Genomic DNA, 12663 nt, shown 5'->3' on the forward strand with positions numbered 1-12663 from the left:
TCCACAAACGCATTGAAAAACGCATTATCACAGCGCAAGTGAATGATTTTTATAGCGGCAGCCTGTCGTCCAAGTCGTTATTCTACAAGGGCTTGTTCCTTACCGAAAGCCTGGCGGTCTTTTATCCCGATCTGGTGGATCGACGCTTTGAAAGCCGCATGGGAATTTTTCACCAGCGTTATTCTACCAATACCTTCCCCCAATGGTGGCTGGCCCAACCCTTCCGCACGCTCGCCCATAATGGCGAGATCAATACTATCCGCGGCAATAAGAACTGGATGAAAAGCCATGAGATAAAAATGGCCAGCCTCGCTTTTGGCGAACATAGTGAGGACATCAAGCCGGTTATCCCGGCTGGCGCTTCTGATACTGCGGCACTGGACGCTGTGTTCGAAACAATCTGCCGTTCGGGCCGCGAAGCACCAACCGCAAAAATCATGCTGATCCCCGAGGCATGGCAGCATGTAGACGATATCCCCAAATCACATTCTGCCATGTATCAATATATGGCCAGCGTCATGGAACCATGGGATGGTCCCGCCGCGCTCGCGATGACCGATGGCCGCTGGGCCGTGGCCGGGGTGGACCGCAATGCGCTGCGTCCGCTGCGCTATACGGTCACGTCCGATAATCTGATGGTTATCGGATCGGAAAGCGGCATGGTGGTTGTGCCTGAAAGCAGCATCACCGAGAAAGGCAGATTGGGTCCGGGACAAATGATCGCTGTCGATCTGGAAGATGGCAAGCTGTTCCACGACCGTGCGGTCAAAGACCGGATTGCTGCCGAGCAGCCCTATGAAGAACTGGTCAGCGGCTTTCGCGGCATAGATGACCTGCCCAAGGTTAGGGGTAGCAAGACACCGATCTGGAACAAGGCCGAACTTAGCCGCAGGCAGGTCGCCGCCGGCTTTACTATTGAAGACATGGAAATGATCCTTGCGCCTATGGTGGAAGATGCAAAGGAAGCCATCGGTTCCATGGGGGACGACACACCGCTCGCTGTCATAAGCGGCAAGCCGCGCACGGTGAGCCAGTTTTTCCGCCAGAATTTCAGCCAGGTGACCAATCCGCCAATTGACTCCTTGCGCGAACGCCACGTCATGAGCCTGAAGACACGATTTTCAAATCTGGCCAATATCCTCGACAAGGATGGTCAGAATGAGAATGTGCTGGTGCTTGATACCCCCGTCACCACATCCAATGACTGGTTCCGCCTGAAAACCGCATTCAAAGGCATAGAGGCCGAAATTGATTGCACTTTCCCTGCCGACGGCGGCCCTGAACAGCTACGTGAAGCCATTGCCCGCGTGCGCAGTGAAGCGGAAACTGCCGTGCGCGAAGGTAAAACCGAAATATTCCTGACGGACGAAAACATAAGCGATGACCGGATCGGCATGGCGATGATCCTGGCAACGGCCGCGGTACATACGCACCTGGTCCGTACAGGACTACGCGCCTTTGCATCGGTGAATGTGCGTTCAGCCGAATGTCTCGACACACATAATTATTCGGTGCTGATCGGTGTGGGCGCTACCACAGTGAACGCCTATCTTGCCGAAGCATGTATTGCCGACCGGCACGCGAAAGGCCTGCTTGGCGAACTTTCTCTGGATGAATGCCTCGAACGGCATCGCACAGCTGTAAACGAAGGCCTGTTGAAAATACTGTCCAAAATGGGCATTGCCGTCATATCAAGTTACCGTGGCGGCTATAATTTTGAATCTGTCGGGCTTAGCCGAGCTCTGGTGCACGACTTGTTCCCGGGCATGCCCACAAAGATATCAGGTGAAGGCTATAACTCGCTGCACCTCAATGCCAAAATGAAGCATGAATCTGCTTTTGATACCGCTGTCGTCCGGCTACCTATAGGGGGTTTTTACAAACAGCGTGAAGGCGGTGAAACTCATGCCTATAGCGCGCAGATGATGCACCTTCTGCAAAACGCCGTCGCCAATGATAGCTATTCCACCTATCTGCAGTTTGCCGAAGGTGTCCGCGCGATACCGCCCGTTTATCTGCGTGATTTGATGGGATTTAACTATGCAGATAAACCCCTGCCCATTGATGAAATTGAGGCGATAACCGAGATTCGCAAGCGGTTTATCACACCCGGCATGTCGCTCGGCGCGCTGTCTCCCGAGGCGCATGAGACGCTGGCTATCGCCATGAACCGGATTGGCGCAAAATCTGTGTCGGGCGAAGGCGGCGAAGCGAAAGAACGTTACACACCCTATGACAATGGCGACAATGCCAATAGCCCAATCAAACAGGTCGCTTCGGGGCGCTTCGGTGTCACAGCAGAATATCTGGGCGCATGCGAAGAGATAGAAATCAAGGTAGCGCAGGGTGCAAAGCCGGGCGAAGGCGGGCAGCTTCCCGGTTTCAAGGTCACCGAGTTCATCGCCCGCTTACGTCACTCTACTCCCGGCGTTACACTAATTTCTCCGCCGCCGCACCATGACATCTATTCGATTGAGGACCTGGCTCAGCTTATCTATGACCTGAAACAGATCAATCCTGATGCGCGGGTCTGCGTCAAGCTGGTATCTGCGGCTGGCATTGGCACAATTGCGGCGGGTGTGGCCAAGGCGCATGCTGATATCATCCTTGTTTCAGGCAATACGGGCGGAACAGGTGCCAGCCCGCAGACCAGCATAAAATATGCTGGCACACCTTGGGAAATGGGGCTTGCAGAGGCCAACCAGGTGCTCGCGCTTAATGGCCTGCGCCACCGCGTCAAGCTGCGCACCGATGGCGGTCTCAAAACCGGGCGCGATATTGTGATAGCCGCCATTTTGGGCGCGGAAGAGTTTGGCATCGGCACGCTGTCACTCGTCGCCATGGGTTGTATCATGGTGCGCCAATGCCATAGCAACACCTGCCCTGTGGGCGTGTGCGTCCAGGATGAAAAGCTGCGTGAGAAGTTTACAGGCACGCCTGAAAAGGTCATCAACCTGATGACCTTTATTGCCGAGGAAGTGCGCGAGATACTGGCGCGCCTTGGGGTCAGGACACTGGACGAAGTGGTAGGCCGGACTGAATTGTTAAAACAGGTCAGTCGCGGTGCGGAACATCTGGATGATCTGGATCTCAATCCGGTACTGGCCAAAGTGGACGTACCCGATGAAAAACGGCGTTTCAATCTGGACACTCACCGCAATCCGGTACCTGACAGTCTGGATGCACAGATCCTGCATGACGCAAAGCCAGTATTTGAGCGGCGTGAAAAAATGCAGTTCACCTATAATGTACGCAACACCTATCGCGCCGTGGGCACACGGCTCTCTGCGGAAATAACGAAAAAATACGGAATGAAAGCGCTTGATGAAGGTCATGTCCGGGTCCGTCTGCGGGGCAGCGCGGGGCAATCGCTCGGCGCATTCCTCTGTCAGGGTGTAACGCTGGAAGTGTTCGGTGATGCCAATGACTATGTCGGCAAAGGCCTTTCGGGCGGCACGATTACCCTGCGCCCTACGGTCAGTTCACCGCTTGCCAGTCAGGACAACACAATCATTGGTAATACCGTGCTATATGGGGCCACATCGGGCAAGTTGTTCGCAGCGGGTCAGGCTGGCGAACGCTTTGCTGTGCGCAATTCAGGTGCCAATGTCGTCGTTGAGGGCTGCGGCGCCAATGGATGCGAATATATGACCGGCGGTACGGCTGTGATCCTGGGCGAGGTTGGCGGCAATTTTGGCGCTGGCATGACGGGCGGTATGGCGTTTATTTATGACACAAAAGGTAGTTTTGCACGCCGCACCAATGCAGAAAGCATTACATGGGACAGGGTCCGTTCCGGCCATTGGGAATCGCATCTCAAATCGCTGATAGAAGAGCACCACTCAGCAACAGACAGCAAATGGGCCGAAGAAATCCTGCGGGACTGGAACAAGGCGCTGCCCTATTTTTGGCAGGTCTGTCCCAAGGAAATGCTGGAACGGCTGGATCACCCGCTCGCTGATAATGATACCGACAGTAGTGTTATAGAAGCTGCAGAGTAATCATATAAAGGGGCCGGGAAATGAAAATCCCCGGCCCCGAAAGTCTGTATGAGATAGCTTTAGAAGTGAACTGCGAGGCCCACAGTTGCCCGGGTCGTATCAAATGCGATAGTGTCAACAACAGCGCGCAGTGAAACATTCTCACTCACTTTGAACTGACCGCCAACGCCAACCAGATAGTCACCTTCATCGTCAGCTACATCAAGATCGCCTGCGTTAACGAGGCCATTGGAAAGGCCGCCAACATCAAAATCGATATGCTGGTAACCGCCGCGCAGGAAAATCTGGCCACCATCACCAACACGCGCACCCAGTTTGCCGACAATACCATATTCACTGTCAATGGCGCCGGTGCCGAGGTTGAAATTACCCTCAACGCCAGTAACAATCGTTTCGCCAACTGGAACATCTACGCCAGCATAGAGGCCATAAATAACGCCACCATCATCACCCAAAGGGTTGTCGATAACGTCGTGATAGCCGGCCTGTGCGCCAACATATACTTCGGCTTCTGGTGCGTCCTGTGCCATTGCCGGGGAAGCAAGGCCCATTGCTGCAACTGCCGCAGCTGATGTAATCATAATTTTTTTCATAATGTTTCTCACATGTTATGGTTTTCAACCACCTGGTCACGTCAAGTGGATGGCAGCTAGATAAATAGTCCATGATAACAGCAGAATGAACAGCATGTGCAGAATCGGTCGTTTGTCGATATAATAAGTTTATTGATGGAAATAGCAGGTTTTATAACCATGCCCTGAAAGCCGGTATCAAACCCTGTAAGTCGCCGTTTGAAGGGGTTCACAGTCAATCCGGACATTTTAAAGCGCACGTGCCGCACAAGAAAGGAAGCCCATGACAAAAGTAACCCCCAATTATGTGGAAATGAAAGCTGTTGACCTGATGGCAACCAAAACGTTTTATACCAAGGCTCTAGGCTTTAAGTTTACTGATTATGGCCCTGAATATGCAGCGGTCGAGGGCGGCCCTGTGCAACTCGGCTTTGCTAGTGGAGAGGAGCCCGCCGCGCCGATGCCGACATTTGAAACCGATAACCTGGAAGCTGCGTTGAATGCAGTCGAAAAAGCAGGTGGAGCTGTCAAAGTCCCTATCTTTGTCTTTCCCGGCGGGCGGCGTTTCCAATTCCTGGACCCATCGGGCAATGAGGTCGCGATTTATCAAGCCGATAGCTAACTGGTTGATATAGGAACTATCCACCGAAAAATCCGACCCATATTGAATTGACCAGTGGACGGCGGGGCGACGCTCGGGCAAAAGGGATGCATGTGGCAGCTATACCAATTTCCCCTTTGTCCGTTTTCGCGCAAGGTTCGCCTGCTGATGGGCGAAAAAGGCGTGGGCTATGAACTCGTGCGCGAGAGCCCGTGGATGCAGCGTGATGAATTTCTGGACATAAACCCAGCCGGGCGCACACCCGTCATGGTGCACAGCGAACGTGGCACAAAACTTGTCGATTCGGCTGCGATCTGCGAATATCTGGAAGAAACGGTCGACAAGAACCCGATGATCAACGGGACGGCGGAAGGGCGCGCGGAAATCCGCCGCCTGGTCGCCTGGTTCGATGAGCAGTTTTACGGTGATGTCGTCGCGCCATTGATGCATGAACGCATGCACAAGCGCATCATCCACCGCCAGCCGCCCGATGGCCGCGTACTGCGCGAGGCCATGAAGCTCGCCAATAACCATCTCGACTATATCGATTACCTGATCGATCACAGGAGCTGGCTCGCCGGGGCGACGCTCAGCCTTGCCGACCTGACCGCCGCCGCGCATATCTCGGTCGCCGACTATCTGGGCGGCATCGATTGGCAGGGGCACGAACAGGCCAAGGGCTGGTACAGCGTGTTCAAATCGCGGCCATCCTTCCGGCCATTGCTATCCGAACGCATGGAAGTCATCGTCCCGCCCAGCCATTACGAAAAACCGGATTTTTAACGCATCGCGTTATCCAATCACAGACTCGATAGCGAAGTTTCACTCCCGTAGCCAAGGCCTAGAGCGCCATCTCCATATACACCTTGTCCATGCTGGGCGCGAAACCGTCTTTTTGGGTGCGCAGCGTCACAAAACCCATATGGTTGAAAAACGGTTCGATCATGGGTGATGTATGAACACGCACGCCGGTATAGCTCCCTTCCGCCGCAATTATGCCTAGCCGGTGTTCGGTCAATTTACGCCCCAACCCCGCGCCATGATAATCCGGCGCCACCATACCCCATGTAAACACTGCCTGCCCGTTTTCGAATGACCTGTATCCACCGCACCCAGAAATCTCTCCGCCCTGCTTCAACACAAAGTAATGCCCTTCGGGGTTTTCCAGAAATTTTGCGAATAACGGGCGTTCTGAAGGATCGAAATAGGGCGGGGTATTGGCATCAAACAGAGCGAGACAAGCGGATGCGTCAGCAATCTTATATTCACGAAACTCCATTACCCCCGTACCGCCGCCATCAGGTAATTGAGTGACATATTGTCCGACAGGGTCAGTCCTTTGACCGGGTCCATTATCAACCCTCGAGTGTCGATGATTTTCATGCTCGCATCGTGGAGCAACGCGCTCAATTCCTCCGGCGTCAGGAACCTTTCCCAGTCATGTGTGCCCGCCGGAATCTGGCCCAACCCCTCACCAATATGAATCATCGCCATTTTCGAAAAATGCGTGCGATTGGGCGTGGACAGGATCATCAGGCCGCCCTCGGTCAACGCGCCCGCAAGCCCCGTCACAAAAGCCGCCGGATCGGCGACATGTTCGACCACCTCCAGCGAGGTGACGAGGTCAAACCCGCGCGCGTCGAGATTCTCGATGCCAGTGTGCAGATATTCGATATCGAGCCCGCTGCCGCGTGCATGTGTCCGCGCCACCGCGATATTCTCTGCTGCAGCATCAATGCCGGTCACTTCACCGCCGAGCCGCGCCAGCGGCTCGCACAAGAGTCCCGCGCCGCACCCCACGTCGAGCACACGCCTCCCCGCAAGCGGCTTTAACTCCCTGTCATCACAACGAAAGTGCATATCCAGCATGGAACGGATATAGCCGAGCCTCACAGGGTTCAATTTGTGCAGCATCGCGCTGCTGCCCTTGGGATCCCACCATTCGCGGGCCAGCTTGCCAAAATGCGCGGCTTCGCTTTCCAATATCGTGCAGTTTTCGCCGTTTCTCACGCTTGCCATCGCCTTTTTGTCTCTCTACACATTGCTTCTACCTATAATATGCTCTGCACGCGGGGCTGTCACTAAAGAAAGAGAACCGGCACAAAGCATGGCACGCATAGTGATGAAATTTGGCGGCACATCGATGGCGGGAACTGAGCGCATCCGCCGGGTTGCCAAAATTGTGAAACAACAGGCAGATGCCGGGCATGAAGTCGCGGTGGTCGTGTCCGCCATGGCAGGTGAGACTGACCGGCTCATAAATTTCTGCCGCGAAGCAAGTTCGCTCTATGACCCCGCCGAATATGATGTGGTCGTGGCCAGCGGCGAACAGGTGACGTCAGGACTGCTGGCCATATCCCTGCAATCCATGGGTGCCGATGCACGCAGCTGGCTAGGCTGGCAGATGCCAATCAACACGATAGAGGCACATGCCCGGGCACGGATTCAGGATATCGACGCGATGCCAATGGTTCAGGCCATGCAGCAAGGGCAGATTGCCGTTATTCCGGGCTTCCAGGGTGTAAGCATGGAAGGCCGCGTGGCCACATTGGGACGCGGCGGATCCGACACCAGCGCCGTGGCGGTGGCGGCAGCCATCAAGGCGGATCGGTGTGACATTTATACCGATGTGGATGGCGTTTATACAACAGACCCGCGCATCGTTGCCAAGGCACGCAAGCTGAAAAACATCACCTATGAAGAAATGCTCGAACTAGCGAGCGTGGGCGCAAAAGTGTTGCAGACCCGGTCAGTCGGTCTGGCCATGAAAACCGGCGTGCGGATACAGGTACTGTCATCCTTCATCGAGGACGGCGCCCCGCCCGCTGACACGCTGCCAGGCACGATGATCGTCAGCGATGAAGAACTGGAAGGAATGGATATGGAACGCCAGCTGATTACCGGCATTGCGCATGACAAAAACGAAGCGAAAATTACGTTGACGCGCGTGCCGGACAAACCGGGTGCCGTGGCCAATATCTTCTCCCCGCTCGCCGATGCGGGCATTAATGTTGATATGATCATTCAAAACGTTGGCCGCGAAAAAGGCGAAACCGATGTGACTTTCACCGTCCCAAAAGCTGACCTTCCGCGCTCAATGGATCTGCTTGATCAGGCACAGGAATCAATTGGCTACAACCGCGTTATCCCGGACACCAATGTTGCCAAGATTTCGGTGGTCGGCGTCGGCATGAAAAGCCATGCCGGTGTTGCTTCCACCATGTTCTCTTCACTGGCCGATCGGGGTGTCAATATCATCGCGATCACCACCTCGGAAATTAAGGTCAGCGTGTTGATCGAGGAAGATTATACCGAACTTGCCGTGCGTGTGCTGCATACGGCCTACGGGCTGGATGATACGGTTTGTTAGCTCTCGCTCACTAGCCGTGAGGCGATCAAACAGAAAGAAAAACACGTATGACTCACCCCCTCACCTCTTCCCTTATGCAGCGCGGCACCGAATTTCTGGGTTGTAAGACCGCGATTATGTGCGGGGCTATGTCATGGGTGTCGGAACGTAATCTCGTCTCCGCGATCAGCAATGCAGGCGGGTTCGGCGTGATTGCCTGCGGCGCCATGACGCCGGAGTTGCTCGACATAGAAATTACAGAAACAAAAAAACTGACCGACAAACCGTTTGGCGTGAACCTTATTACCATGCATCCTGATCTGATGCAGCTCATTGAAATATGCGGCAAACATGGCATCGGTCATGTCGTGCTTGCGGGCGGGTTGCCGCCCAAGGGTAGCATTGAGGCGATCAAGGCGGGCGGCGCAAAGGTAATCTGTTTTGCCCCGGCCATGGCACTTGCGAAGAAATTCGTACGTTCGGGCGTGGACGCGATTGTCATCGAAGGAATGGAAGCAGGCGGCCATATCGGTCCGGTGTCAACATCCGTTCTGGCCCAGGAAATACTGCCTGAACTCAGCACGGATATTCCCATTTTCGTGGCCGGAGGCATTGCCCGCGGTGAAGCGATTGCCAGTTACCTGGAAATGGGCGCGGCGGGTGTGCAGCTGGGCACACGCTTTGTCTGCGCGCATGAATCGATCGCGCACCCGGATTTCAAAAAAGCATTTATCCGCGGCAATGCGCGAGATGCCATTACCAGCGTGCAGGTCGATCCGCGCCTGCCGGTTATCCCGGTGCGGGCACTCAAAAATAAAGGCACTGAAGAATTCACTGCCAAGCAGATCGAGGTCGCAAAACTTCTCGATTCGGGCGAAATTGAAATGGGTGAGGCGCAGCTGCAGATCGAACATTTTTGGGCGGGAGCGCTCCGCCGTGCAGTGATTGATGGCGATGTCGAAAACGGTTCAGTCATGGCCGGGCAGTCAGTCGGCATGGTGAAAACCGAAGAGCCAGTGGCCGATATTATCGCCAGCCTGATGGATCAGGCCGAGGCGGCGCTGGAGCGTTAATTCCAGACTGCCTTGCCAAACTAATACACACATCCAATATAGGATGTCAGTAACAGGAGCGGGCAAATATGGTGGATGAAATTCTTGATTTTGGCGGCAAGGACAAAAAATCCTATAATCTGGGCCTCACACCACTGCATCCGCCGCAGAAAAACCTGATGCGTACCGTGCTGGGCATCAACCTGTTTGTATTGCTCATCGGTATAGCTTTCGCTGATGTGATGTTGTCGCAGGAAGCGGAAATTACCCGACTAGGCGCATTTATCACCCCCGCCGCCATTATCGCATTGATCATTTTCATCCTGTTGCCAGAGCGCAAATATCGCCGCTGGGGCTATGACATGGGCGCGGACCGGTTACGCGTGCTGCGCGGCTACCTGTTCCGCACAGATACCATCGTCCCGTTCAACCGCATCCAGCATATTGATGTCGCGCAGGGGCCACTACAGCGGCTTTACGGCCTTTCGACGCTGATCGTACATACGGCGGGTACGCATAACAGCGTCGTCGATCTGCCAGGACTCAAACCCGAGGATGCAGAAGCGATGCGCGAGGAAATTCGCGGGCATATCAAACAGGAAATGATATGAACGACGCGCCTGCAGATATGGCAGAAATACAGGTCGGCAGCGATGTCGATGTGACGGCGGAAACGGGCATGCCCGCTTTACGCCTGCATCCGCTCAGCCTGTTGCTCAAATTTGCCAAGCTGCTACCCCAGTTCATCTATATCATCCCGGCGCTGTATTTTGGCATCAGCAAAGGCGGCGGCAGCGCACTTATACTTCCTGCCATAGCCGGTGTCATCGCACTCAGCATGGGAGCGGCCTACCTGCAATGGCGGCGTTTTTCCTATCAGGTGGGTGTGGAGGAAATTCGTATTGCCAGCGGTGTGTTCAGCCGCAACAAGCGCTCCATCCCCTATGAGCGGATACAGGACGTCAATGTCGAACAAAAATTGCTAGCCCGGCTTTTAGGGCTTGCCAGCGTCAAGTTTGAGACCGGCAGCGCAGGCAGCGATGACGGAGTGCTCAATGCAGTCAGTCTGGCGCGCGCGGAGGAACTGCGCGATATCATTCGCAGACGCAAGGCCGGCATCACAGCGCAAGACACTGGCAAAACCGCTGCCACCGAAGAATTATCCGAAGCCGAAGAGGCTGAACCGATTTTTGCCATGAACAACCGCCGTGTGCTGACCGCGGGCATCTTTAATTTCTCGCTGGTTATCTTTGCGGTGCTGGGTGCGGCGGCACAGAATTTCGACTTCCTGATACCCGATGAAATGTTCGATACCGATTACTGGATCGACCGTGTGGACGCCCCTGGCAAAATCGGATCACTGGGCATCTGGGCACAGATTGCGGGTTTGGTTGGCGGACTATTCAGCCTCATTTTTATTGGCCTGTTTACCGGCATAACCACAACATTTTTCCGCGAATATGGTTTCCGGCTCGATCGCACAGAAAACGGTTTCCGCCGCCGTCGCGGGCTTACTACACTAACTGACGTCGTCATGCCGCTGCACCGCATACAGGCAGCCAGCATATTGACCGGTCCTATAAAACGCCGCTTTGGCTGGTATCACCTCAAATTCCAGTCACTGGCCAGCGATGGCAAGAATAGCGACCATAGCGTTGCACCGCTGGCCACAATGGAGGAAATGGACCGCATCATTGCTGAACCCGGCATCCGGCGGGAGGCGGGTAAGGATTACCTGCCGGTGATGGCCGCACACTGGGTGGTGCCCAGTGTCATTTTCACCCTGCTCATAATTGTGTCCAGCACAGCACTTGGCTACCTTGTCGATCACAGGCTGTTCTGGCTAATGGCACTAATTGTTCCTCTGACACTCATCATGTGGCTTCGCTGGAAACATCACAAATATGTGCTGTCGGACAATCAGCTTTTCGTGCGTGAGGGTTTCTGGCGGCAGAAATGTACCATCCTGCCCATCCGCAAGGTGCAGTCGGTCGATATCAGTCAGAGCTTCCTTGCGCGCGCGTTGGGCAATGCCGACATTGTCATAGGCGTAGCAGGCGGCAGCGGCATCTTGCCGCTCACCGTTCATACGATCGCACAGCAAGAATGCCAAAACCTCAGGGCAAAATTACTTACTCCAGCGCTTACCTGAAAATCACTTTAGCGCTGGCCTGAAAATCAGTTCAATACTGGTGCATTAATAGCGGCGCAATACCGTCAACACCTGCCGCAACAGGCGCTGTCTCTGTGTTATTATAACGGCATAGCCACAATACATGACATATTGAATTCGATCGTGGGTTTTATCCAAATAACCATTGCCCCATGATGCGATTAAACGGGAAAGTAAAAAATCCGGCAACCAGCAAGGCACCGATAATAATACCGCGTACATGTTTACGGTGCGCAATCACATTGTGCCGCCGCGCAGATAAAACCAGCAAGGGCACAACCACGACAGTCAATAAAGACAGCAAGTGAATATAGCTGAAATTGCCGCGGGCAATCATGCGAATGTCAAAACTGACCAGCGCAGTCACTAACATGGCAATGGACCATATCCAGCCCATCCAACGATGCATTTTATCTCCGCGTTTACGCCACATCATAAAAGGAGTGGTGATCAAAGCGGTGAGTATCGTCGATAAATGCAACCAGACTTGCCAAGGCAGTATGTGCCATTCAGAGCGCCCCTTGAACAGGGAGACCAAAGCTGCCGCTAAGAGAATAAGCGATAAAGCACCCAGAATTTTTTCCAGAAGATCGGGTTTTAAGGATTTAGGCCTGCTCTTTATCGCAACAGTTTTACTGGTCATTTTGTCCCCCATCCGTTATCCCCCAGTGCGCAAACATGCACATATAAGTAATGCGAAGAGGATAGGTGATGCGCAAGCAATTTCTGGGACTGGGAACGGTTGTTGTGGCTGCCGCGTTGGCAGGAGCAAGCCCCGCTGCGGCACGGCAGGCCGAAGACCTGCAAAATGTCATCGACGACTATTGGGCCTATGTGCTGAAGGAAAGCCCTGTTTTTGCAAGCTCGCTGGGCATTGATGATTACGCCGACAAAGTCGCGTCCGCCACACTGGAA

General features: G+C 54.3%; 12 protein-coding genes. 8 read left to right on the forward strand and 4 right to left on the reverse strand.

The genetic code is table 11. The annotated features are described in order from the left end of the window. The coding region (gene gltB / locus G6Q15_RS12070) for a glutamate synthase large subunit (RefSeq protein WP_164119165.1) at positions 1-4001 on the forward strand (4001 nt) is incomplete at its 5' end. 59 nt (positions 4002-4060) lie between these two features. Here the strand turns inward: gltB and G6Q15_RS12075 are convergent. Further along, positions 4061-4594, reverse strand: a complete 534-nt coding sequence (locus G6Q15_RS12075) for an outer membrane beta-barrel protein (protein WP_164119167.1) — start codon at positions 4592-4594, stop codon at positions 4061-4063. Positions 4595-4856: 262 nt separating this feature from the next. Between G6Q15_RS12075 and G6Q15_RS12080 the strand changes: the two genes are divergently transcribed. Beyond that, positions 4857-5195 (forward strand): VOC family protein, encoded by a 339-nt coding sequence (locus G6Q15_RS12080; RefSeq protein ID WP_164119169.1) that lies wholly within the window; start codon positions 4857-4859, stop codon positions 5193-5195. Positions 5196-5285: 90 nt separating this feature from the next. After that, a complete protein-coding gene (locus G6Q15_RS12085) occupies positions 5286-5957 on the forward strand; it encodes a glutathione S-transferase family protein (RefSeq protein ID WP_164119171.1) in 672 nt (223 codons plus the stop codon). Positions 5958-6015: 58 nt separating this feature from the next. On the opposite strand, the gene G6Q15_RS12090 is transcribed toward G6Q15_RS12085, so the two are convergent. Both G6Q15_RS12090 and ubiG read right to left on the reverse strand, forming a co-directional pair. Continuing rightward, positions 6016-6453, reverse strand: coding sequence for a GNAT family N-acetyltransferase (locus G6Q15_RS12090; RefSeq protein WP_164119174.1), 438 nt, complete (start codon positions 6451-6453; stop codon positions 6016-6018). After that, positions 6453-7184 carry a bifunctional 2-polyprenyl-6-hydroxyphenol methylase/3-demethylubiquinol 3-O-methyltransferase UbiG gene (gene ubiG / locus G6Q15_RS12095; protein WP_240330888.1) on the reverse strand — a complete coding sequence of 244 codons (732 nt, stop codon included), beginning with the start codon at positions 7182-7184 and terminating at the stop codon, positions 6453-6455. The genes G6Q15_RS12090 and ubiG overlap by 1 nt, the downstream gene beginning before the upstream one ends. Positions 7185-7281: 97 nt before the next feature. Here ubiG and G6Q15_RS12100 point away from each other — a divergent pair, with 97 nt between their 5' ends. The 4 genes from G6Q15_RS12100 to G6Q15_RS12115 all read left to right on the forward strand — a co-directional run bounded on the left by G6Q15_RS12100 (position 7282) and on the right by G6Q15_RS12115 (position 11727). Next, complete coding sequence (locus G6Q15_RS12100; protein ID WP_164119178.1) at positions 7282-8544, forward strand: aspartate kinase; 1263 nt, start codon at positions 7282-7284, stop codon at positions 8542-8544. A gap of 47 nt (positions 8545-8591) precedes the next feature. Beyond that, positions 8592-9596: a nitronate monooxygenase gene (locus G6Q15_RS12105; protein WP_164119180.1), complete on the forward strand. Its 1005-nt coding sequence runs from the start codon at positions 8592-8594 to the stop codon at positions 9594-9596. Positions 9597-9664: 68 nt separating this feature from the next. Continuing rightward, positions 9665-10186: a PH domain-containing protein gene (locus G6Q15_RS12110; RefSeq protein WP_164119183.1), complete on the forward strand. Its 522-nt coding sequence runs from the start codon at positions 9665-9667 to the stop codon at positions 10184-10186. Then, the gene (locus tag G6Q15_RS12115) at positions 10183-11727 is read left to right on the forward strand and encodes a PH domain-containing protein (protein ID WP_164119185.1); all 1545 of its coding nucleotides are present in this window, start codon (positions 10183-10185) and stop codon (positions 11725-11727) included. Before G6Q15_RS12110 ends, G6Q15_RS12115 begins: the two co-directional genes overlap by 4 nt. Positions 11728-11878: 151 nt before the next feature. On the opposite strand, the gene G6Q15_RS12120 is transcribed toward G6Q15_RS12115, so the two are convergent. Beyond that, a complete protein-coding gene (locus G6Q15_RS12120; protein WP_240330871.1) occupies positions 11879-12403 on the reverse strand; it encodes a hypothetical protein in 525 nt (174 codons plus the stop codon). 56 nt (positions 12404-12459) lie between these two features. On the opposite strand from G6Q15_RS12120, the gene G6Q15_RS12125 reads away from it, so the two are divergent. Next, the coding region (locus G6Q15_RS12125; protein WP_164119187.1) for a hypothetical protein at positions 12460-12663 on the forward strand (204 nt) is incomplete at its 3' end.

The organism is Sphingorhabdus sp. Alg239-R122 (genome assembly GCF_900537065.1).
Lineage (GTDB): Bacteria > Pseudomonadota > Alphaproteobacteria > Sphingomonadales > Sphingomonadaceae > Alg239-R122.

What these genes read in the sequence shown, in the direction of transcription:
- G6Q15_RS12075 (WP_164119167.1), bottom strand. Translation starts at nt 4,594, where the DNA reads ATGAAAAAAATTATGATTACATCAGCTGCGGCAGTTGCAGCAATGGGC.
- G6Q15_RS12080 (WP_164119169.1), top strand. Translation starts at nt 4,857, where the DNA reads ATGACAAAAGTAACCCCCAATTATGTGGAAATGAAAGCTGTTGACCTG.
- G6Q15_RS12085 (WP_164119171.1), top strand. Translation starts at nt 5,286, where the DNA reads ATGTGGCAGCTATACCAATTTCCCCTTTGTCCGTTTTCGCGCAAGGTT.
- G6Q15_RS12090 (WP_164119174.1), bottom strand. Translation starts at nt 6,453, where the DNA reads ATGGAGTTTCGTGAATATAAGATTGCTGACGCATCCGCTTGTCTCGCT.
- G6Q15_RS12100 (WP_164119178.1), top strand. Translation starts at nt 7,282, where the DNA reads ATGGCACGCATAGTGATGAAATTTGGCGGCACATCGATGGCGGGAACT.
- G6Q15_RS12105 (WP_164119180.1), top strand. Translation starts at nt 8,592, where the DNA reads ATGACTCACCCCCTCACCTCTTCCCTTATGCAGCGCGGCACCGAATTT.
- G6Q15_RS12110 (WP_164119183.1), top strand. Translation starts at nt 9,665, where the DNA reads ATGGTGGATGAAATTCTTGATTTTGGCGGCAAGGACAAAAAATCCTAT.
- G6Q15_RS12115 (WP_164119185.1), top strand. Translation starts at nt 10,183, where the DNA reads ATGAACGACGCGCCTGCAGATATGGCAGAAATACAGGTCGGCAGCGAT.
- G6Q15_RS12120 (WP_240330871.1), bottom strand. Translation starts at nt 12,403, where the DNA reads ATGGGGGACAAAATGACCAGTAAAACTGTTGCGATAAAGAGCAGGCCT.